The organism is Acidimicrobiales bacterium, assembly GCA_035540975.1.
Classification (GTDB): domain Bacteria; phylum Actinomycetota; class Acidimicrobiia; order Acidimicrobiales.
Genome location: DATLFN010000005.1, coordinates 25,087 through 45,294 on the forward strand (window position 1 = coordinate 25,087; position 20,208 = coordinate 45,294).

General features: G+C 74.4%; 26 protein-coding genes and 1 tRNA gene. 4 read left to right on the plus strand and 23 right to left on the minus strand.

The window, feature by feature from the left end:
- Positions 1 to 7: 7 nt before the first annotated feature.
- The gene (locus VM242_00620; protein ID HVM03652.1) at positions 8 to 262 is read left to right on the plus strand and encodes a hypothetical protein; all 255 of its coding nucleotides are present in this window, start codon (positions 8 to 10) and stop codon (positions 260 to 262) included.
- Here the strand turns inward: VM242_00620 and VM242_00625 are convergent.
- The 4 genes from VM242_00625 to VM242_00640 form a co-directional block, all read right to left on the minus strand.
- Complete coding sequence (locus VM242_00625; protein HVM03653.1) at positions 219 to 1,067, minus strand: alpha/beta fold hydrolase; 849 nt, start codon at positions 1,065 to 1,067, stop codon at positions 219 to 221. The genes VM242_00620 and VM242_00625 overlap by 44 nt on opposite strands.
- Positions 1,037 to 2,497, minus strand: coding sequence for an AarF/ABC1/UbiB kinase family protein (locus VM242_00630; GenBank protein ID HVM03654.1), 1,461 nt, complete (start codon positions 2,495 to 2,497; stop codon positions 1,037 to 1,039). Before VM242_00630 ends, VM242_00625 begins: the two co-directional genes overlap by 31 nt.
- Positions 2,484 to 2,873: a TraR/DksA C4-type zinc finger protein gene (locus VM242_00635; GenBank protein ID HVM03655.1), complete on the minus strand. Its 390-nt coding sequence runs from the start codon at positions 2,871 to 2,873 to the stop codon at positions 2,484 to 2,486. The genes VM242_00630 and VM242_00635 overlap by 14 nt, the downstream gene beginning before the upstream one ends.
- A 56-nt stretch (positions 2,874 to 2,929) precedes the next feature.
- Positions 2,930 to 3,001, minus strand: a tRNA-Lys gene (locus tag VM242_00640).
- 524 nt (positions 3,002 to 3,525) lie between these two features.
- Here VM242_00640 and VM242_00645 point away from each other — a divergent pair.
- Positions 3,526 to 3,738: a hypothetical protein gene (locus VM242_00645; GenBank protein HVM03656.1), complete on the plus strand. Its 213-nt coding sequence runs from the start codon at positions 3,526 to 3,528 to the stop codon at positions 3,736 to 3,738.
- A 217-nt stretch (positions 3,739 to 3,955) separates the two neighbouring features.
- On the opposite strand, the gene egtD is transcribed toward VM242_00645, so the two are convergent.
- The 10 genes from egtD to serS are packed head-to-tail and all read right to left on the minus strand — an operon-like array spanning position 3,956 to position 12,043.
- A complete protein-coding gene (gene egtD, locus VM242_00650; protein HVM03657.1) occupies positions 3,956 to 4,936 on the minus strand; it encodes an L-histidine N(alpha)-methyltransferase in 981 nt (326 codons plus the stop codon).
- The gene (egtC, locus tag VM242_00655) at positions 4,933 to 5,688 is read right to left on the minus strand and encodes an ergothioneine biosynthesis protein EgtC (GenBank protein HVM03658.1); all 756 of its coding nucleotides are present in this window, start codon (positions 5,686 to 5,688) and stop codon (positions 4,933 to 4,935) included. The genes egtD and egtC overlap by 4 nt, the downstream gene beginning before the upstream one ends.
- Before the next feature lie 3 nt (positions 5,689 to 5,691).
- Positions 5,692 to 7,008 (minus strand): ergothioneine biosynthesis protein EgtB, encoded by a 1,317-nt coding sequence (gene egtB, locus VM242_00660; protein HVM03659.1) that lies wholly within the window; start codon positions 7,006 to 7,008, stop codon positions 5,692 to 5,694.
- Between the two features lie 16 nt (positions 7,009 to 7,024).
- Positions 7,025 to 7,714 carry a dienelactone hydrolase family protein gene (locus VM242_00665; protein HVM03660.1) on the minus strand — a complete coding sequence of 230 codons (690 nt, stop codon included), beginning with the start codon at positions 7,712 to 7,714 and terminating at the stop codon, positions 7,025 to 7,027.
- A gap of 12 nt (positions 7,715 to 7,726) precedes the next feature.
- Positions 7,727 to 8,146 (minus strand): succinate dehydrogenase hydrophobic membrane anchor subunit, encoded by a 420-nt coding sequence (locus VM242_00670; GenBank protein ID HVM03661.1) that lies wholly within the window; start codon positions 8,144 to 8,146, stop codon positions 7,727 to 7,729.
- Positions 8,143 to 8,523 (minus strand): succinate dehydrogenase, cytochrome b556 subunit, encoded by a 381-nt coding sequence (gene sdhC, locus VM242_00675; GenBank protein ID HVM03662.1) that lies wholly within the window; start codon positions 8,521 to 8,523, stop codon positions 8,143 to 8,145. The genes VM242_00670 and sdhC overlap by 4 nt, the downstream gene beginning before the upstream one ends.
- Positions 8,520 to 8,651: a hypothetical protein gene (locus VM242_00680; GenBank protein ID HVM03663.1), complete on the minus strand. Its 132-nt coding sequence runs from the start codon at positions 8,649 to 8,651 to the stop codon at positions 8,520 to 8,522. The genes sdhC and VM242_00680 overlap by 4 nt, the downstream gene beginning before the upstream one ends.
- A gap of 12 nt (positions 8,652 to 8,663) precedes the next feature.
- Positions 8,664 to 9,491: a metal ABC transporter ATP-binding protein gene (locus VM242_00685; protein HVM03664.1), complete on the minus strand. Its 828-nt coding sequence runs from the start codon at positions 9,489 to 9,491 to the stop codon at positions 8,664 to 8,666.
- Entirely contained in the window at positions 9,491 to 10,699 is a 1,209-nt protein-coding gene (locus VM242_00690; GenBank protein ID HVM03665.1) for a YibE/F family protein, read from the minus strand. Before VM242_00690 ends, VM242_00685 begins: the two co-directional genes overlap by 1 nt.
- Before the next feature lie 54 nt (positions 10,700 to 10,753).
- Positions 10,754 to 12,043, minus strand: a complete 1,290-nt coding sequence (serS, locus tag VM242_00695; GenBank protein ID HVM03666.1) for a serine--tRNA ligase — start codon at positions 12,041 to 12,043, stop codon at positions 10,754 to 10,756.
- Positions 12,044 to 12,070: 27 nt separating this feature from the next.
- Between serS and VM242_00700 the strand changes: the two genes are divergently transcribed.
- Positions 12,071 to 13,795 (plus strand): ATP-binding cassette domain-containing protein, encoded by a 1,725-nt coding sequence (locus VM242_00700; protein HVM03667.1) that lies wholly within the window; start codon positions 12,071 to 12,073, stop codon positions 13,793 to 13,795.
- Between the two features lie 190 nt (positions 13,796 to 13,985).
- Here VM242_00700 and VM242_00705 read toward each other — a convergent pair whose 3' ends face one another.
- The 3 genes from VM242_00705 to VM242_00715 are packed head-to-tail and all read right to left on the minus strand — an operon-like array spanning position 13,986 to position 16,688.
- Positions 13,986 to 14,858: a metal ABC transporter permease gene (locus tag VM242_00705; protein HVM03668.1), complete on the minus strand. Its 873-nt coding sequence runs from the start codon at positions 14,856 to 14,858 to the stop codon at positions 13,986 to 13,988.
- Between the two features lie 7 nt (positions 14,859 to 14,865).
- A complete protein-coding gene (locus VM242_00710; protein HVM03669.1) occupies positions 14,866 to 15,660 on the minus strand; it encodes a metal ABC transporter ATP-binding protein in 795 nt (264 codons plus the stop codon).
- Positions 15,657 to 16,688 (minus strand): metal ABC transporter substrate-binding protein, encoded by a 1,032-nt coding sequence (locus VM242_00715; protein HVM03670.1) that lies wholly within the window; start codon positions 16,686 to 16,688, stop codon positions 15,657 to 15,659. The genes VM242_00710 and VM242_00715 overlap by 4 nt, the downstream gene beginning before the upstream one ends.
- A gap of 73 nt (positions 16,689 to 16,761) precedes the next feature.
- Between VM242_00715 and VM242_00720 the strand changes: the two genes are divergently transcribed.
- Positions 16,762 to 17,304 carry a Fur family transcriptional regulator gene (locus VM242_00720; protein HVM03671.1) on the plus strand — a complete coding sequence of 181 codons (543 nt, stop codon included), beginning with the start codon at positions 16,762 to 16,764 and terminating at the stop codon, positions 17,302 to 17,304.
- Here VM242_00720 and VM242_00725 read toward each other — a convergent pair.
- The 6 genes from VM242_00725 to VM242_00750 are packed head-to-tail and all read right to left on the minus strand — an operon-like array spanning position 17,235 to position 20,188.
- The gene (locus tag VM242_00725; protein ID HVM03672.1) at positions 17,235 to 17,735 is read right to left on the minus strand and encodes a DUF427 domain-containing protein; all 501 of its coding nucleotides are present in this window, start codon (positions 17,733 to 17,735) and stop codon (positions 17,235 to 17,237) included. The two genes, VM242_00720 and VM242_00725, sit on opposite strands and share 70 nt — an antisense overlap.
- Positions 17,736 to 17,746: 11 nt before the next feature.
- Positions 17,747 to 18,187 (minus strand): hypothetical protein, encoded by a 441-nt coding sequence (locus tag VM242_00730; protein ID HVM03673.1) that lies wholly within the window; start codon positions 18,185 to 18,187, stop codon positions 17,747 to 17,749.
- Between the two features lie 29 nt (positions 18,188 to 18,216).
- Positions 18,217 to 18,429, minus strand: a complete 213-nt coding sequence (locus VM242_00735; protein ID HVM03674.1) for a hypothetical protein — start codon at positions 18,427 to 18,429, stop codon at positions 18,217 to 18,219.
- A gap of 9 nt (positions 18,430 to 18,438) precedes the next feature.
- Entirely contained in the window at positions 18,439 to 18,951 is a 513-nt protein-coding gene (locus VM242_00740) for a TlpA disulfide reductase family protein (protein HVM03675.1), read from the minus strand.
- Positions 18,948 to 19,844, minus strand: coding sequence for a cytochrome c oxidase assembly protein (locus tag VM242_00745; GenBank protein ID HVM03676.1), 897 nt, complete (start codon positions 19,842 to 19,844; stop codon positions 18,948 to 18,950). Before VM242_00745 ends, VM242_00740 begins: the two co-directional genes overlap by 4 nt.
- A gap of 2 nt (positions 19,845 to 19,846) precedes the next feature.
- The gene (locus VM242_00750) at positions 19,847 to 20,188 is read right to left on the minus strand and encodes a cytochrome C oxidase subunit IV family protein (protein HVM03677.1); all 342 of its coding nucleotides are present in this window, start codon (positions 20,186 to 20,188) and stop codon (positions 19,847 to 19,849) included.
- Positions 20,189 to 20,208 lie beyond the last annotated feature (20 nt).

The following is a 20,208-nucleotide window of genomic DNA, read 5'->3' on the forward strand; positions in this document are numbered from 1 at the left end:
GCCAGCGGTGACCACGAACAACGGCGACGGCAGCGGGCCGGTGCCGACCGAGCAGCCTGGCCCACCCGTCCCGCTGGTGCTGTCGATCGCCTTCGGCGTGCTCGGCTCCGTGCTGCTGGTCGCCGGCCTGGTCGGCGGGAGCCCCGGCCTGGCCGTCGGAGGGTTCGCCGCCGGGTCGCTGTCCCTCGGCGCCGCCCTCTACTGGCGCTCGCTGCTGATCAGCTCGTGGGCGGCGCAGAAGCGGGGCCGCCCTCCGGGCTGACGCCGGGCGCCAGCCGCCGCTCCAGCTCGCCCAGCAACCGGGCGGCGAGCTCGGGCGTGAGCAGGTCACCGCCATGGCCGCCGCCGTGGTACCACCACAGCGCCTTGGGCTGCTCGGCCCAGTCGTGGATGGCCTGGGCGTGCTCGGGGCCGAAGTACCAGTCGTCGGGGTCGTGCACCACGAGGGTGAACGCGGGGGCGATGTTGGCGACCACCGACTGCGCCTCGGGCAGGTAGATGCAGTCGGGCCCCACCCGGGTGCGGAGGGCCGCCGCCAGGAACACCCGCCCGGTGCGGCCGCTCACCCAGCGGCGCACGCGGTGGGTGCCCATGCGGTCCAGCTCCCCGTGGGCGGGGGCGCTGATGCCGACCACGCCGGCCACCCCGCCGAAGGTGCCGGCGTGCATGAACACGGCGGCGCCGCCCAGGCTGGTGCCCACGGTGACGACCGGGGCCCCCGGCGTGGCGGCGGCGACGGCGGCGTCCACGTCGAGGGGCTCGTGGCGCCCCATCGAGCACCGCCCCGCCGACCGGCCGTGGCCCCGCAGGTCGGGGACGATGACCTCGGCCCGGGATGCCAGCAGGTGGGCGAAGCGGTGGATGCCGGGCGAGCGGGACGAGTTCACGAAGCCGTGCACGAGCACGATGGTGCACAGCGGGTCGGGCGGGCCAGTGACCCGCCAGGCGTTCAGGCGCACGCCGTCGGCGGTGGTGAGCGCGAGGCGCTGCTCCTCCCGGTACCGGGGAGGAGCGAGGTACATGCGGTAATAGCGGGCTAGCGCCTGCCCGCCGACGCCCGGCGCCATTCCGCCTCGATGCGGCCCAGCTCGGTGGCCGGCGGCGTCCCCTTGCGGTACTCGAAGAGGATGCCGCGCCACGAGTTCGACGCCTCCAACCGGCTGAGAAGGGCGCTCACGCCCCAGACCACGCGGTCGAGGATCACGTACGACGTCGGCATGTTGAGCTTCTTGATCAGCTCGCCGTACCGGCCCTGCACGTCCACCACCGTCTGGAGGGCCTTTGCCGTCGAGTCCCGCGTGTAGGTGAAGTGGTCCACCATGAACGGCTCGTACGGCCCCCGCACGTACTCGAGCACGAACTTGGGTTCGAACCCGTGGTCGGGCGGGAGGAAGCGGGCCGCCACCGACCGGTCGACCAGGGCCTGGGCGTCCTCGTCGAGCACGGCGTCCAGCAGCGGCGCCAGGCGCTCGAACTCGCCCGGTGTCCAGCGCTTCACCAGCCCGAAGTCGAGGAACGTCACCGAGCCGTCGTCGTGGAAGCGGTAGTTGCCGGGATGGGGGTCCCCGTTGAACATCCCGTGCAGGTGGATCGAGCCCTGGGCGAACCGGCAGATCACCTCGCCGGCGTGGTCGCGCGCCGCCTGGTCGGAGCGCTCCAGGAACTCGTCCCAGCGCATGCCGTCGACCCACTCGCTGGTGAGGACCCGGCGGCTGCTCCGCTCGGGCACCACCCGGGGGATGCGGATGAAGGGGTGGCCCTCGTACAACCCGGCGAACTCGGCCTGGCGGGCCGCCTCGTGCCGGTAGTCCAGCTCCTCGGCCATCCGGGCCCGCAGCTCGTCGACCAGCGCCCGCACCTCGAGGTTCTTGAGGGCGAACTGGGCGAACAGGCCGTAGAGCATCTCGGCGTTGTCGAGGTCGCTCTTGATGGCGCGGTCCACGCCGGGGTACTGCACCTTCACGGCGACGATGCGGCCGTCGTGGAGGACGGCCCGGTGGACCTGGCCGATGGATGCGGCGGCCACCGGCACCAGCTCGAAGTCGAGGAACAGGCGCTCGGGGTCGTCGCCCAGCTCCTCCCGGATGACGCCCTCGGCCAGGCTGGGGGCCATGGGCGGCACGTCGGCCTGGAGGGTGGCCAGTGCCGCCTTCGCCTCGGGCGGCAGGCCGTCGGCGATGAACGACAGCATCTGGCCCGCCTTCATGATGGCGCCCTTCATGCCCCCGAGGACCTTGGCCACGTCCTCGGCCGAGCGGATGGCGAAGTGCTCCTCCAGCCGGGCCCGCTCGGCCTCGTCGGCGCCGCGGCCCTTGATCCGCATGTGGGCGTAGTGCACGAACCGGCGGGTGGTCAGCCGCCACACGCGCAGCTGCCGCTCGAGGTGCACCCGCCGTCCCTCGTCGCGCAGGGCGGTGGCCACGCCCGCCCCCGCGGCCGCCGCACCGGCGGCCGCACCCACGGCGACCGCCCGGCGGCGCGTGCTACGAGCGGCCACCGGGCAGACGGACCTCCCGCTCGGCGCGGGCCTGGTCGTCCAGGCAGAACCGGGCTGCGGGCACCGCCTCCAGGCGGCCCTCGTCGATCGGCTTGCCGCACGCCTCGCACGTGCCGTACCCGCCGTCGTCGAGGCGGTTCAGCGCGTGCTCCACGTCCGCCAGCTCGGCCTGCACCTGCTCGAGGAGCGACAGGTCGGCCTCCCGGTGGAACGTCTCGGTGCCGACGTCCGCCTGGTGCTGGTCCATGGAGGACAGCTCGCCGAGGCTGTCGTTCTCCGACTCCGAGGTCAGGCCCTGTTCCACGAAGTCGTCCCGCAGCTTCGAGAGTCGGGACCGCTCTTCCTCGAGGCGGTTGCGCGCGGCGTCGGTGTCCATCGCGCCGATCGTACCGGCGTTCGGCGCGCTACCCGCTGGTCGGGCGCCCGGTCTCGTGGGGGCGGGGAGGATCGAACTCCCGGCGCCGGGATTAAAAGTCCCGCGGTCTACCACTGACCTACGCCCCCAGGGAGACGGCACCGGACCAGGGACCATCGGCGAGACCTCCCAGAGGCCGCCACCGTACCGGGCGGCCCGGGGGCGTGCCCCCGCAGCCGGTCGCCGATGGCCCGCTCCCGCGGAGAGCGGCGGTGCACCGGTGCCGGGCAGTCGTCCCGACCTCGCCCGGCCGGGTCGAACGGGACGGTGCGGCAGGGCAAGCGACGAGGTGTGCGGTGCGCGAAGCCGGCCCCGCCGCCCGCCCTCGGTGTCGGCGCCGTTCTCGCGGGCACCACCGCGACCCGTCGAGCCGCCCCCCGTCGCTGCCGCCGTCGCCACCGCGCCCGCGCCCGCCGCCCCCCTGGGGCGCGTCGTCGGCTAGGTGAGGAGAAGGATCAGGATGATGATGAGGATCAGGGTTCCCAGGCCGATGTACACGTCGTCTCCTTTGCCGTGGATCGCTCGACGAGCAGACCGTGCCCGGTCGCTCCTGGCGGCAAACCTGGCACCACAGCACGGTTTCCGGCCCGCGGAGCGCGGGAACAGAGCCGGCATGATCACGTTCTTCATCATCCTGGCGGTCCTGATGGTGCTCGTCGTGGCGGCCGGGCAGTGGTCCGCCGCCGGCCCGCGGCGCCGCGTGCTCTACGACCGCGACGTGGTGGTGGACCGGCGGCCCGACGTCATCGAGGAGGAGATCGTCGAGGACCCCTACCCGGTAGCTACCCGGTCGCGCCGGGTCGTCCGCCGGCGCCGCGGCTACTGATCCTCCCGCTGATCGCTGCCGCGGCGCGCCGTTCCCGTCCCGGCGGCGCGACTGGTGCCTGGGGAAAGAACTCGGCGATCAGCTCGGCGCAGTTGGCCCAGGGGTGGGCTCCGGCCGCGGATTGGGGCGCTATGCGCCCGTTCTTGCCGCCGGAACCGCCGGAACGGTTGCTGGCCCGGGCCCACACGACGCCCGGCGTACGGGCGACAGAGATGCTCTAGACGGCGAACGAGAGCGACAGTGCGAAGTCGCCCCGGGCGTCGGTCCACCACGCGGCGGGCTCCAGTCCCGCCCCGGCCAGCTCCGACTCGACGCCCGGCCGCCGGAACTTGGCGCTGATCTCGGTACGGATGACCTCGCCGTCGTCCAGGCTGATCGACAGGCCCGGGTCCGGGATCGTCACCAGCTGGGCGCGCCGGGAGCGCAGGCCCAGGTCGACCCACTCGTCGTCCTCGTCGAAGCGCGCCACGTGGGCGAACTGTGCCGGGTCGAAGTCGGCGCCCAGCTCGCGGTTGAGCACGGTGAGGACGTTCTTGTTGAACTCGGCGGTGACGCCCGCCGAGTCGTCGTAGGCCGCCTCCAGGCGCGCTCGCGACTTCACCAGGTCGGTGCCGAGGAGCAGCGAGTCGCCCGGCTCCATCCCGGCGGCCACGTCGGCGAGGAAGCGCTTGCGCTCCGCCGGCCGCAGGTTCCCGATGGTGCTGCCGAGGAAGGCGACCATGCGCCGCCCGCCGCCCGGCAGGCGGTCGAGGTGGTGGTCGAAGTCGCCCACCACGCCGTGCACCGAGGTACCCGGGTACTCCCGGGCCAGGGCGGCGGTGGCGGACCGGATGGTCGGCTCGCTGACGTCGAAGGCCACGATGCGCCGGAGGGAACCCGTGGCGGCCATGGCGTCGAGGAGGAGCCGCGTCTTCTCGGACGTCCCCGAACCCAGCTCGACCAGCGTGTCGGCGCCGGCGCGATCGGCGATGGTGGCCGCCTCGCGCGCCAGGATCTCCCGCTCGCGGCGGGTCGGGTAGTACTCGGGAAGGCGGGTGATCCGGTCGAACAGCTCGCAGCCCCGTTCGTCGTAGAACCACTTCGGCGGCAGCTCGCGGGGCGGCGCGCCCAGGCCGGCACGGACGTCGTCGCGGAGGGCGGAGGCGATGGCCTCGGGCCCCAGGTGGACGTCGACGCGCACGGGCTCGGGTCCGGTCACAGAGCGGTCCTCCCCACGCCCGCCGCGGCCGACGCCTCGATGACGGTGGCGTCGGGCAGCCGCTCCCACCCGCCCTCCTCGTCGAACGGCTCCGACGCCACGACGACGGCGCCTCCGCCCGCCCGCACGAACAGCGAGTCGCCGCACGCCGTGGCGGCGATGCGCTCGCCGTCGGAGAGGACGAGGTTGAGCCGGCTGGGCCCGGCGCCGCCGGTGGCGGCGGCGACCGCTTCCACCGCGCCGGCCAGGGCGGTGGCGGGCGCGGCGCCGGCGTCGAGGCGGTCGAGGACGTGGGCGAAGACCACCTCGCTGTCGGTCGGCCCCAGGATGCCGGCCTCCCGCCGTTCGGTCAGCGCCCGGCGCAGGCGGGCGGCGGCCCCGTCGTGGAAGCCGGCGACGGCGCCGTTGTGGGCGAACAGCCACGGGCCGTCGGCGAACGGCGGTGTGGCGCTAGCCTCGGTGGGCAGGGGCGGCGTGGCGCTGCGGACGGCAGCGAGCACCGACCCGGCCGCCACCAGTCCGGCCATGCTCAGGAACGACCGGTCAGCCCACAAGGGCAGCGTCGAGCGGTAGAGGGCTGGCTCGGGGCGCCGGTCGCGGTCGTGCCAGCCGACGCCGAAGCCGTCGGCGTTCACGACGCCGCTCACCTGGTGGTGTGGCTCCCAGCACTGGCGCAGCAGCGAGTGGCCGGGCTCCACGAGCAGTGACTCCAGGGTGCGCGGCGCGCCGAGGTACGCCAGGAACCGGCACACCGCTCAGGACCGCCGACCGTCGTCGCGGGCGCAGCGGAAGCCGGAGAAGATCTGGCGGCGGACCGGGAGGTCCCAGTTGCGGAACGTCCCGCGCACGGCGGAAGGCGCCGTCGCCCATGACCCTCCCCGCAGCACCTTGTGGTCGCTCCCGAAGAACACCTCGGAGTACTCGCGGTACGGGAACGGGGCGAAGCCGGGGTAGGCGGCGAAGTCCGACGACGTCCACTCCCACACGTCGCCCATCATCTGGTGGCAGCCCCACCCGCTGGCGCCCTCGGGGTAGGCGCCCACCGGCGACGGGCCGTCGTGGCGCTGGCCCAGGTTGGCGTGCGCCGGGGTGGCTGCGGCCTCGCCCCACGGCCACCACCGCTTGGCGCCGCCGGGGCCGGTGGTGGCCGCCACCTCCCACTCCACCTCGGTGGGGAGCCGCTTGCCCATCCAACGGGCGCAGGCGTCGGCCTCGTACCAGCACACGTGCTGCACGGGCTCGGTCGGGGGCAGGTCGAGGCGGCGGCCGAACCGCAGCACGCTCCATGCACCGTCGCCCTCTCGACGCCAGAACTCCGGGTGCTCGAGACCCGCCTCCATGCGCCACACCCAGCCGTCCGGCGTCCACCACCGGGGGTCGTCGTAGCCACCGGCCGCCAAGAACTCGGCGTAGCGCTCGTTCGTGACGGGAGTGGTGTCGATCCGGAACGGGCCGACGGTGACCTCGTGGGCGGGCCGCTCGTTGTCGTAGGCCCACGGCTCCAGGTCGGTGCCGAGGACGTAGGTGCCGCCGTCGACCGCCACCTCGGCGGGCAGCGTCCCGGCCGGCGCGCCCGTCGCCGGGGGGAGGAGGACATCCAACGGGGCGGCCGCCTCGCCCATGAGCTGGCGGGTGGCGAGCATCGTCTCGTCGTGCTGGTGCTCGTGCTGGATCACCATGCCGTAGACGAAGGCCCGGTCCAGCAGGGCGACCGAGGGGTCGAGCTCCGTCCGGTCCAGCACGGCCAGCACCTCGTCGCGCACCCGAGCGGCGTAGGCGCGCGCCTCGCCGGGCGGGAGGAGCGGCAGGGCGGGGCGGTTGGCGCGGGGGTGGCGGAACGCGTCGTAGAGGTGGTCGACGTCCCGGCGGACGCCCGGGTGGGCGGCGGCGGCCCGCAGCAGCCACAGCTCCTCGTAGTTGGCGACGTGGGCCAGGTCCCACACCAGCGGTGACATGAGGCGGGAGTGCTGGCGGCTCAGGTCGTCGTCGTCGAGGGGGTCGAGGATCGCCAGCGAACGGCGACGGGCGGCGCCCAGCTCGGCGGCGACCAGCGTCTTGACGCCGTCGCTCATGGCGGGCCGATCCCGGTCACTCGTCGTCGGCGAGGCGCTTCCCCACCCAGGTGCGGGCATCGTCGACCTCCTGGTCGCACAGCTCGTGCCCGGCGTCGTACCAGTGCAGCTCCACATCGGCTCCCGCGGTGACCAGTCCCTCGACCAGCTCCTCGTAGTCGTCCATGGTGACCGTCTCGTCGTTACGCCCGGTGGCGCAGAAGATCTCGCGCTTGTCGAGGATGCGGCCCCGGGGAGGCCTGAACGGCTGGCGGGCGCTCAACACGATGGCGGCCCGCAGGACCTTCGGGTGGTCGTAGAACAGGGCGACGGCCGCCGTGGCACCCTCCGAGAAACCCAGGGCGCAGACGTTGTCGGCGTCGAAGCCGAGGCCGTCGGCGGCGGCAGCCAGGAAGGCGGCCAGGCCCGGCGTGCAGTCGTGGACGGCCTGCTCGTGCGGCGTGGGCAGGTCGGGGTCGTGGACGACGCCCTCCTCCTCGACGGGCGGCGGCGGCAGGTGCCGGTACCCGCCGCCCTCGTTCTCCAGCGTGCCTCGGGGGCTCAGGATCCCAGCACCGGGGGCGATGCGCCGGGCGGTGTCGACCAGGGAGCTCTCGCCGCCGCCGGCCTCGTGGAGGACCAGCAAGGTGAGCCCGGCGGTGGGGCCGCCGTCGGCTGCGGCCGGCTCGTACCGGTACGGCACACCGAGGTCGGGGAGGTCGGCCATAGGGATCCGACGCTACCCCTCGAACGTCACGATGGTCAGCGTGCCCAGGCCCAGCAGCCCGAACGACAGGGAGTACAGCACGGCCTTCACCACCGCCCGGCGGGCGGGCGTGCGCACGTAGTCGTCGATGATCCACCGCAGCCCGTTCAGCCCGTGGAGCAGCGCCAGCACCAGCAGGGCCCAGTCGAACAGCCGCCACAGCGGGTTGTCCCAGCGCTGGGCGACGAAGCGGTGATCGGTCTCCACGACGTCGTTGACGATGTGGGTGAGGGCGAAGTGGACGAGGGCCAGGAACAGCAGGGCCAGGCCCGATATCCGCATGAAGAACCACGACCACGTCTCGAAGTTCGGCCGCGGCCGCCGCCCGAACGGCTGGCCCCGGGTCCCGCCCTCGGGTGCCTGCGGCGGCCGCTCGGTGGTGGGCGCGGTCACAGGATCCGCCCGTCGATGAACGGCTTCAGGATGACGTAGCCGCCGACGACGGTGAGGAGGACGCTCAGCACGACGACGGCCCTGAGCATGCGCCTCTCGTTGCGGATGCTGCCCGGGAAGAAGTCGAGCATCACCACCCGCAGCCCGTTCAGGGAGTGGTACACGAGGGCGAACAGCAGCCCGACCTCGAACAGCCGCAGCATCACGTTGCCGTACAGCTCGTGCACCTCGTCGTACAGGTGCGGCCGGGCGACCAGGGCCACGTCGACGATGTGCAGGAGGAGGAAGAAGAAGACGAGGAACCCGGTGATGCGATGGGTGAGGAACGCCCACTGGCCCGAACGGCCCTGGTAGACGCTGCCCCGCTGGTCGGTCACCGTCGCCTCCTCCTGCGCAGCCAACGCCCCGACCACATGGTCGACGACACCACGTACACGGCGAAGGCGGTGATCAGCAACGTGACGGCGCCCAGGGCGATGGCGAACACCGTCTGCGCCGTCGTCATCGACGGTCGACGCTAGCGCCCCACGGGGCCCGGGCGGTCCGTGCCGTCGCTACCGTTCTCGGGACGGACCAGGCCCTCCAGCCACAGCGGCAGGTCGTCCTGGTGGACGCCGAGGCTGACGCCGGTGGCCGCCAGGTCGGCGGGGGGACCGTCGAAGTACACGTGGCCGCGGCGCATGACCACCACGCGGTCGAGGTCGTCGGCCACCGCGCCCAGCTCGTGGGACACCAGCAGCACGGCGGCCGCGTGCTCCTCCACCAGGTGGACCAGCGAGTCGCGGAACCGGTGCTGCGACTCGGCGTCGATGCCGGCGACCGGCTCGTCCAGCACCAGCAGCTCGGGCTGGCCGGCCAGCGCCTTGGCGATGAACGCCCGCTGGAGCTGCCCGCCCGAGAGCTCGCTGACCCGACGGCCCCGGTGCTCGAGCAGGGCGACGGCCGACATGGCGTGCTCGATCTCGGCCCGGTCCTCCTCCCGGAAGCGCCGGCGCCAGCCCGACCTCGCCAGCCGCCCGGCGCCGACGACCTCCTCGACGGTCGCCGGCAGCTCGCGCGCCACCGCCGCCGTCTGGGGGACGTAGCCGAGCCGCCAGCGGTCGGTGAGCCGGCCCGGCTCGGCCCCGAACAGGCGGACCGCCCCCGACGAGGGCGCCAGCAGCCCGAGCAGGCAGCGCAGGAGCGTCGACTTGCCCGATCCGTTGGGCCCCACCAGGGCCACGAACTCGCCGGGCGCCACGGCCAGGTCGACCCCGTCGAGGACCGCCTCGGGGCCGTAGGCGAACGAAAGGGCCTCGGCCTCGAGGACGGGCTGGGAGGAGCCGTTCATGGGAATCGTTCCCATTATGCCGGAGGCTCGAGGGCGTCGGCGGCCGGTGGTCGGTGCCAGGGGCCGCCGCCGGCGACGAGCGCCGCCAGCGCGGTGGTGATGGGCACCGACGCCACGAGCCCGACGCTGCCGACGAGCGTGCGCACGATCTCGGCGGCGACCACCTCGCCGGTGAGGACGTCGGCCACCCGGCGGTTGGCCTCGACCAGGAGGATGAGGAGCGGGAGGGAGGCGCCGGCGTAGGCGAGGACCAGCGTGTTGACCGTCGACGCCACGTGGTCGCGCCCGATGCGCAGCGCCGAACGGTACAGGCCGGCCGGGCCCAGGGTGGGGTTGGCGGCGTGCAGCTCCCAGACCGCCGACGCCTGGGTGACGGTGACGTCGTCGAGCACGCCGAGGGAGCCGATGATGATGCCGCCGAGGAGCAGCCCCTCCAGGTTCACCCGCCCCGACGCGGCCTGGAGGAACGAGGCCTCCTCCGAGCCCATGCCGGTCAGGTGGGTGGCGCCGACGAAGGCGACGGCCAGCAGGCCGATGAGCGCCAGGCTCGCCAACGTCCCCACCACGGCCGTCGTGGTGGCCAGGCTCGGGCCGTGGGCCAGGTACAGGTTGACCAGCAGGATCGCCGACGCCGCCACCACGGCCACCGCCACCGGGCTCTCCCCCTCGAGGACGGCCGGGATGAGGAACGTCACCAGCAGCACGAGGGTGAAGCCCAGGCCCAGCAGCGCCCGCAGGCCCCGCATGCGGCCGAGGACGACCACGGCGACGGCGAAGAGGAGGACCAGGAGGACCATCGGCGTCTTCCGTTGGAAGTCGGCCAGGTAGTACTGGCTCCCCGGCGGGGCGTCGGCCGTGAACCCCAGGACGACCCGGTCCCCTTCCTCGACGGGCGGCGACCCCGGCCCCTCCGCCACCTGGAGGACGACGGCCGTCCCCTCGTCGGGCCCCTCCGACGGCACGACCGTCACCTCCCGGCACCGCACGCCCTCGGCGGCGCCGGTGCCGAAGCACGGCTTCACCTCGACCTGCTCGGCGGTGGCGGACACGAGGTCGGCGGCGGGCCCGAGGAAGCGGGCCACGCCGGTGTCCCGCCCGCTCGGCCACAGGACCGCCGCCGCCACGAAGGTCACCACGGCGGCCACGGCGACGACGCCGAGGAGCACCCGGTGGCTGAGCAGCAGGGGGCCCTCGGGAGGCGGGACGTCGTGCACGTGCGCCACCGGACGGACGCTACCGGAGCCGCCCCGGCGTTCCCGGGACGGGGGCCGCCGCGATCAGCCGGGCGCGGGGATCACCTGCTGGCCGCGCAGGTAGGGCGCCAGCACGTCGGGGAGGCGGACCGAGCCGTCGGGCCTGCGGTTGGTCTCCACCACGGCCGCCCAGACCCGGGGGACGGCCAGCGCCGAGCCGTTCAGCGTGTGGACGAAGGCGGTCCCCCGGCCGTCGGCCGGGCGGAACCGGATGTTCGCCCTCCGGGCCTGGTAGTCGCTGAACCACGAGACCGACGACACCTCCAGCCACTGGTCGACGCCCGGTGAGTACACCTCCAGGTCGAAGGCGCGGGCGTGCGACTGGCCCAGGTCGCCGGTGCAGATGTCGACCACCCGGTAGCCGAGGCCGAGCTCCTGGAGCACCCGCTCCGCCCGGGACAGCAGCTCCAGGTGGACGGCCTCGGCCTGCTCGGGCGTGGAGAAGGCGAGGATCTCCACCTTGTCGAACTCGTGGACGCGAAGCAGGCCGCGGGTGTCCCGGCCTGCCGAACCCGCCTCCCGCCGGTAGCAGGTGGTGTGGGCCATCAGCCGCACGGGCAGGGCCGACTGGTCGAACAACTCGTCGCGGCCGAGCGACGTGAGCGGCACCTCGGCCGTGGGGATGGCCCACAGGTCGTCGCGCTCGAGGTGGTACGCCTCGTCGGCGAACCTGGGCAGCTGGCCGGTGGCCGTCAGCGTGTCGGTGCGGACGAGCGTGGGCGGGCGGATCTCCTCGAAGGCGTCGGCGTTGCGGTCCAGGCCGAGCTGGCACAGGGCCCGCACGAGCGTGGCCCCGGCGCCCCGGTAGACGACGAACATCGACCCCGAGATGCGGGCGCCCCGCTCCAGGTCGAGGATGCCGAGGTGGGCGCCGATCTCCCAGTGGGGGACGCGCTGGTGGGGCTGGAAGCGGTCGGGGTCGTGGCCCTCGACCCGCACCACCACGTTGTCCTCGGCCGAGGCGCCGTCGGGCGCATCGGGCGCCGGCGTGTTCGGGATGCGCAGGAGCAGGTCGTGCAACTCCGCCTCGACGGCGCTCGTCTCCGCCTCGAGGGCGCCCGCCTCCTCGCCCAGCGCCCGGCTCTCGGCGGCCGCCTTGTCGGCCGCGCCGGCGTCACCGTCCCGCCGGGCGCGGCCCACCTGGTGCGAGAGCGCCTTGACGGCGGCCCGCACCTCGTCGCGACGACCGGCCAGCTGGCGGCGGCGCACGTCGAGGGCGGCGGCCCGGTCCACCTCCGCGGCGTCGACGCCCTTGCGGGCCAGTGCCGCCTTCACCTCGTCGAGCTCGGTGCGCAGCCGGCGGACGTCGATCATGAGGGCCGAACGGTAGCGTGCGCCGCCATGCCGGCCGTCGACGTTTCCGACCTGGTGGTCCGGTACGGCGACCTGGTGGCGGTCGACGGCGTGTCCTTCACGGCGTCGGCGGGCGAGGTGGTCGCCCTGCTCGGGCCCAACGGCGCCGGCAAGACGTCCACCATCGAGGCGCTCGAAGGGTACCGCCGGCCGGCGTCGGGACGGGTGCGCGTCCTCGGCCTCGACCCGCGGTCGCAGCGGGCGGCACTCGCCCCGTCCATCGGCGTGATGCTCCAGCGGGGCGGCGTCTACCCCGCCATGGGAGCGCTGGACGTCGTCCGCCTGTTCGCGTCGTACCACGCCGACCCCGAGGGCCCGGAGGCCCTGCTGGAGCGGGTCGGCCTGACCTCGGTGGCGCGGACCCGTTGGCGGCGACTGTCGGGAGGCGAGCAGCAGCGGCTCTCGCTCGCTCTCGCCCTGGTCGGGAAGCCGTCGGTCGCCTTCCTCGACGAGCCCACCGCCGGCGTCGACCCGGCCGGCCGCCGGGCCATCAGGGCGGTGATCGCCGGCCTCCGGGACCGGGGCGCCTGCGTCCTGCTCGCCACCCACGAGCTGGACGAGGCGGAGCGCCTGGCCGATCGGGTGGTGATCGTCGATGGCGGCCGGGTGGTGGCGGCGGGCACCCCCGCCCAGCTCGCCTCCTCGATGGGCGACCGGCGGGTCATCCGCTTCGCCGCCCCCGCCGGGCTCGACGCGGCGTCCCTCGGCGCCGCCCTCGGCGCGCCGGTGACGGAGGAGCGGCCGGGCGACTACCGGGCCGACGCCGAGCCCACCCCGGCCGCCGTCGCCCGCCTCACCGCCTGGCTGGCCGAGCACGACCTGGCCCTGGGCGAGCTGCACACCGGTCGCCCGACGCTCGAGGAGGTGTTCCTCGGCCTCACCGGGCCCGGCGCGTCGCCGGCGGTGCCGGCACCGGAAGCGGTGGCGGCCGCGCCGGTGGACGGGGCGGCGACCGACGACGTCCCGCCGCCGCCGGAGCAGGGCGGCACGCTCCGGCGGCTGGCCGCCCACGCTCGGGCCGAGCTGGTGATGACCCTGCGCCGGGGCGAGTCCGTCCTGCTCGCCCTCGGCATCCCCGTGCTGCTGCTCGTGTTCTTCTCGGTCGTCGACGTGCTCCCGACGGGCACCGACGACCCCGTTGACTTCCTCGCCCCCGGCATCCTGGCCCTGGCCGTGATGTCGACCGCCATGGTCGGGCTGGCCATCGCCACCGGCTTCGAGCGCGAGTACCTCGTGCTCAAGCGCCTGGGCACCACGCCGCTGCGGCGGGGCGAGCTGCTGGCCGCCAAGACGGCAGCCGTCCTGGCCGTCGAGGCCGTCCAGGTCGCCGTCCTGCTCCCCGTCGCCCTCGCCCTCGGATGGAGCCCCGGGGGCGACGCCCTGCTCGCACTGGTGGCCGTGCTCCTCGCCACGGTCGGGTTCGCCGGTGCCGGGCTCCTGATGGCGGGGACGCTGCCGGCCATGACGACCCTGGCCGCGGCCAACGGCGCCTACCTCGTGCTGCTGCTCCTCGGGGGCATGGTCGTGCCCGTCGACCGCCTCCCCGCCGCGCTCGGGGTCGTCGCCCGGGCCCTGCCCGCCGCCGCCCTGTCCGACGCCCTGCACGGGGCCCTGGCCGCCGGCGCGTCGGTGCCGGGAAGGGCGTGGGCGGTGCTGGCGGCGTGGGCGGTGGCCGCGCCGGCGGCCGCGGCGGCCACCTTCCGCTGGGAGTGAGGACCCGGAGCGCCGGTCGCCCTGGACCGTTCCGCTCCCCGCCAGACGGCGCGCCCTCGCCACTGCGTACCCCGCGACGCTCGGGTCCAGGTGATCCACTCCGGGTCGAGCGACTCGCCCGACGGCGGGTCCCACCGGGCCCGCGGAAGGCCGAGGGCAGCGGCCGCCTCCGGCAGTGGCGCCCCCCGCTCTACGAATGCAGCGTGGGCCCGGCCGGTGCGGGCGCGTGGTCCGGCATGGCGGCGCGGCGGCGGCCCCGCGGGCCGGTGACCGCGAACACCACCGCGAACACGGCGGCGCCCACCAGCACGATGGTGGGCCCGGACTGGATGTCGAGGTGATAGCTGAGGTTCATCCCGACGAACCCGCACGTCGCCCCGATGGCCGTCGACAGGACGAGCATCCGGGAGAACGAGTTGGTGAGCATCCGGGCCACCGTCGGCGGGATCACCAGCGTGGCGGCGATCAGGGTGACGCCCAGCACCTGCATGGTGGCCACGATGGCGAGGGCGAGCACGAGCATGAGCAGGGCGTCGAGGCGGGCCGTGCGCACGCCCGACGCCTCGGCCACCTCGGGGTCGAACGTGGTGAACAGCAGGGGCCGGTAGGCGAAGAACACCACCCCGGCGGCGAAGGCGGTGACGAGGCCGACCACCACGACGTCGGCCACGGAGACGCCGAGGATGCTCCCGAACAGCGCGGCGTCGAAGCTGCGCCCCCGGCGCCCGAACACCGCGAACAGGGCCAGTCCGAGGGCGAACGAGGCGGTCGTGACCACACCGATGGCGGCGTCGGAGCCGATGACCCGCCGCCGGGTGACCCCGTTGATCATCAGGGCCGACGCCACGCCCCACGCCCCCGCCCCGAGCAGGAGGTTCACCCCCAGCAGGGCGCTCGCCGCGAACCCCCCGAAGATGGCGTGCGACAGGCCGTGGCCGATGTAGCTCATCCCCTTCAGCACCACGTACACGCCGACCAGCCCGCACAGGGCGCCGGCGAGCACGGCGACGGCCAGGCCGTTGCGGAAGAACTCGAACTCGAACGGCCGGAGCAGGTCGCCCATCAGGCCGTCACGATCCCGACGCCCGCCGCATGCGGAGGACGTCGGCGCCCCGGAGCTGGTCGACGACGACGGGCATGCCGCCGTGCTCGAGCACGTCCAGACCGGCGCCGTAGGTCCGTTCCAGGATGGGGCGGGTGAGCACCTCTCGGGGGGGACCGGCGCCCACCACCTCCCGGTTCAGGCACACCAGGTGGGGCAGGTGGGCGGCGATGCCGTTGAGGTCGTGGGTCGTGAGGACGACGGCTAGGCCGTCGCCGTTGAGCTCGTCGAGGAGGTGGAGGACCTCGTGGCGGGTCCGCACGTCCACACCCGAGGTCGGCTCGTCCAGCAGGAGCAGCTCCGGCCGCTGGACCAGGGCCCGGGCGACGAACATGCGCTGCTGCTGGCCGCCGGAGAGGGCGCCGATGTGACGGTCGGCCAGCCCGTCGAGCTCCAGCCGTTCGAGGACCCGGGCCACCTCGGCCCGCTCCGGGGCACTGGGCCACGGCAGGGGCCGGCCCGACGTACGGCCCATCAGCACGCACTCCCGCACCGTCACCGGGAAGCGCCAGCTCACCGTGTCGACCTGGGGCACGTAGGCGACGCGCAGGCCCGGGCGGCGGACGACGGTGCCGGAGACGGGCGCCACCGAGCCGAGGACGGCGCGCAGGAGCGTGGTCTTGCCCGAGCCGGACGGCCCCACCACCCCCGTGAACTGGCCTTGGGCCACCGACAGGTCGACGTCGACCAGCACCGGCTCGTGCCCGTACCGGCAGGAGACGCGGCGCAGCTCGACGAGGGGCGGGGCGGCGGCGGCGGTCATTGAGGGTAGGTCGCCCGGTCGGGAGCGACGTCGGAGACGTCGAGGGCCTCCAGCGGGGCGGGGTCGCCGCCGAGGGCCCGGGTGACGGTCACGTAGTCGAAGCGCAGCAGCCCCAGCCACGAGTGGCCGGGATCGCCCGGCTCGCCGGGCAGGTCGTCGTCGCGCAGGGTGTCGACGTAGGCGACGCCCGTCTCCTTCCCGATCTGCTCGAGGACGGTGCTGGGGAACACCTCGCTCCCGAAGACGGCGGGCACGCCCGAGGACCGGACCTGGTCGATCAACCGCGCCACCTCCCTCGGCGAGGGGTCCTCGAAGTCCGAGACCTGGATGGCACCGATCACCTCCCACCCGTAGGTCCGGGCGAAATGGGCGTAGGCGTCGTGGTAGGTCAGCAGTCTGCGCCGTTCGGGCGCCACGGTGGCGAATGCCTCCCGCATGGCCTCGTCGAGGCGGTCGACGGCGGCCGTGAAGGCGGCCACGTTGCGCCGGTAGTAGTCGGCGTTGGCCGGGTCGCGGCCGGCCAGGGTGTCCCCCACGAGGGCCGCGTACTCCGCCCCGTACCGGGGATCGGTCCACAGGTGGGGGTTGGGCCGGCCCTCCTCGGCGGGGAACGAGAAGTCGAAGATGTAGTCCTCCTCGGGGAGCACCCGCGTGCCCAGCTCGACCACCTCGGCGCCTTCGCGCACCGACGACTCGGCCAACCGGCGCAGGGGCTCCTCGAGGGACAGGCCGTTGAGGAACACCACGTCGGCGGTCGCCAGGAGCTCGGCCGCGCTGGGCTTCGGTTCGAACGTGTGCGAGTCGGCGCCCTCCGGCACGATGCCGGTGACGTCGGCGCGGTCGCCGGCGACGTTGGCCACGATGCTGGTGATCGGGGCCACCGAGGTCGCGATCTTCAGGCGCCCGCCCGCTCCGGCCCCGCCGGCGGCCGTCCCGTCGCCTCCGCACGCGACGAGGGCGGCCAGGCAGACCACGGCTGCGGTGGTGGAAATCCGCCGCAGGCGTCGGCGACGAATCGTTCCCGGCACGGGTTCCCATGGTACCGGCAACCAGCTCGTACCTGCGTGCAGCTCGCAAGAATTTCTCCGGTAGCCTGGCACGGTGGAGGATCGGCTGGGCGCCCTGTTGCACGTCCTGCGCGCCAACGGCGTCCGCATCACCGTGCCGCGCCGGGCCATCGTGGAGTCGCTGGTGGCCAACGGGCCCCACGTGACCGCCGAGGAGCTGGCCGCCCTCGTACGGGCGAGGCACCCCGAGGTCCACGAGTCGACCGTGTACCGGACGCTCGACCGGCTGAGCACGCTCGGCGTCGTCGACCATGTCCACCTCGGCCACGGCCGGGCCGTGTACCACGTCCCCGGCGACGCCCACCAGCACCTCCACTGCGACGCCTGCGGCGCCGTCGTCGAGGCGCCCGACGAGCTGTTCGCCGGGCTGGTCGCCGCCGTCGACGAGCGCTACGGCTTCGAGCTCGACCTCGACCACTTCGCCCTGGGCGGCCGCTGCCGCACCTGCCGGGAGGCGGGAGTCCCGGCCGGTACCGGGCATCGCCGGCGGTCAGGCCGGCGGTCGGCTCACCAGCCCTCGGAGCCCGGCGCGCCCTTGAACGGCCCCACCACGTCGGGGGTCACCCAGCCGCCGTAGAACCGGCCCGGCTGGGGCTCCACCGGCTGGAGCTCGACGAGGCAGACGTCGACCCGGGCCGGGTAGAACGCCACGTACCCGGCCAGCGCCTCGTAGCCGGGCGACGGGTCGAGGTACGTCCAGGCCGCATCGGCCGACGTCCGGCCCTTCCAGCGGGCGTCGAGGTACGACGCCGTGCCCTTGAACTCGCACCAGCTCGTCCGGCCGTTGGGGACGACGGCCCCCGGGAACACGGAATCGGGCGGCAGGTAGTACACGGGCGGGTGGCTCGTCTCCAGCACGCGCAGGGCGGCCAGCGTCACCGCGATGGTCTCCCCGGCGAAGATCACCTCGACCTGGCGGGAGAACGGCTCGACCCGGGGCGGGCGCGGGTAGTCCCACACCGACTCCTGGCCGGGGCCGGCGGGCAGGGGCTCGGGACGGGGCAGCACGGCCGCCGATCCTACGGGTGGCGGCTGTGCCGGCGGCCGCGGCCCCCGCCCAGGACGGCGCCGGCCGGCGCCCCGAACGCCACGTGGTCGGCCCACTGCGGGGCCTGGGGGAGGGCGCGCACGGCGGGCAACCGACGGGCCACCACGCCGAGGTCGAGGGCGGCGATCCCGAGCCCGGCGGCGGCGCCGCCCAGGGCGCCGGCCAGGCGGCCCCGGGGGCGCAGGACGACGGCCAGGACGGCCGTCCAGAACGCCGACACGGCCAGGTGGACGACCAGGCCGGCGGCGCACTCGTTCAGTTCGCGCCGGCGCGCCAGGTGCTGGCGCGTGATCGCGACCAGAGGAGCGCCGGCGGCCCGGGCCGCCTCCAGCGGGTCGCGTCCCGTCGCCACGGCCCAGGCGGTGGACGGTGCCCCGCTGAGCGCCGACGCCACCGCCCACGCCACGGCCACCCGGGCGACACGACGGCGGGGAGACCGGCTCAGCCGTCGGCCGCCTTGGACGAGTCGTGGAGGCGGTCGTGGAGACCCTCGGCGGTCGTGGGGCTGACGGCCGGCGGCACGTCCAGCCCGTGGACCACGGCGAGGTGCTCGGCCAGCGTGCCGTCCTCGGCGGTGATGCCCCGGTGGTCGTGGCCGGACGACGCCGGGTCGTGCTCGGCCTGCGCGATCTCCTCGTCGGGGACCTCGTCCACGGCCCGTCCCTACCCGCCCGACGCCGCTCGCACCAGCCGGTCCACGTCCTCGCGCCGCAGCTCGCCGACGTGGCGCTCCACCAGCACGCCGGCGCGGTCGACCGCCACGGTCACCGGCAGGCCGGGCCGGAACCCGACGTCGTACGACTCGGCGATGCGCCCGCCCGGGTCCTCGAGGGCGGGCCACGTCGCCCCCTGGTCGCGCATGAAGTCCCGCGCCGCGTCGGCCGTGTCCTCGAAGACCACCCCGAGGAGGGTCGCCCCCCTGCCGTGCACCGCCTTGAGCAGGGGGAACTCCTTGCGGCACGGGACGCACCACGACGCCCAGAAGTTGACGAGGACGGGCTCGCCCCGGTGGTCGGACAGGCGGACGGTCCGCCCCTCCAGGTCGACCGTCTCGAACGCCGGCGCGGCGCCGGCCGGCGCCGGGTCGTCGCCCGCCGGGCGCAGGGCGAGCAGCGCCAGCACCACCACCGCGAGCGCCCCGGCGGCGACGAGGGCCGCCCGCCGGCGCCCGGTCACGGGCCCGGGGCGGGAGGTGCCGGCTCGACCGGGGCCGGCTCGGTGCGGGCCAGCTCGCGCTCGACGTCGGCCCACGTGAGCACGCCGTCACCCGCCTCCCTCTGGTCCCGCGCGTACCAGCGGAAGAAGATCACGACGATCACCGACCACAGCAGCAGCCCGGCGTAGATCTTCATCATGGCGCCGGCCAGGCGCTGGTCCTCGAGGGCGGACATGGCGAACGGCCGGGGCGCCTCGCCGTAGAACGGGTAGAGCAGGCCCTCGCCGAAGGTGAGGAAGGACGCCGGGATGGTGGGGATGACCGACTGGAGGAAGACGTAGACCATCCGTGCCCCGGGCGAGAGCCGGGGGAACTCGGGGAGCGAGTTGAGCACCGGGAACCACATGAGCAGTGCGCTGGTGAAGATCACCACGTGCACGAGGAAGTGCAGGGGGTGGTTGCGCACGGACGCCTCGACGACCACCGGCCAGTGGGTGAGGACCGTCACCACGTTGAAGGTCACCGCCGCCGGCAGCGGCCGGGCCAGCCTGGTCATCAAGAAGCGCACGGCGGCGCCACGGGCCATCCACCGCAGCAGCCACGACGGGAGGCCGAGGATCAGCAGCGGCGCCGCCACCAGGGTGAAGCCGATGTGCTGGAACATGTGCACGCTGAACAGGTAGTGCTCGCCGATGTCGTGGATCGGCCAGTCGGCGTGGAGCCACAGGGCGCCGAGGCCGAGGCAGAACTGGGTGACCTGGCGGCGGGAGGCGACCGGCCGGCCCGGCCCGACGTGCCTGGGCCCGAGGCGGGTGAGCGCCAGCCAGTACAGCGTGCCCAGCCCGGCCACCAGAGCCCACACGTCGGCGTGGGCGTGCCACTCCCACCCCGAGAGCCCGGCATGGGCCAGCATGATCAGAGGAAGACCCCGAGGGTCAGCAGGTAGGCGATGTAGCAGAACGCCGCCAGGACGAACCCGGTGATGAACAGGCGGCGCAGGAGCTTGTTGTCGAACTTGAGGTGCATGAAGTAGGCGGCCACGATGACGAACTTGACGGCCGCCAGCACGAGCAGGACGGCGTTGTTCGCCGCCTCGTTGGAGAAGCTCCAGTAGAAGAGGGCGACCTCGACGGCGGTGACGGCGGCGAGGATCAGGGCGATCTTGATGTACTTCGCCTCGTCGGGGTGCCCGGCGTGGTCGTCGTGGTCGCCCGCCGGCTCCACCTCGTGGTCGGCCTGCGCCGCACCGGTGCTCATGACGCGCTCCTCATCCGGTT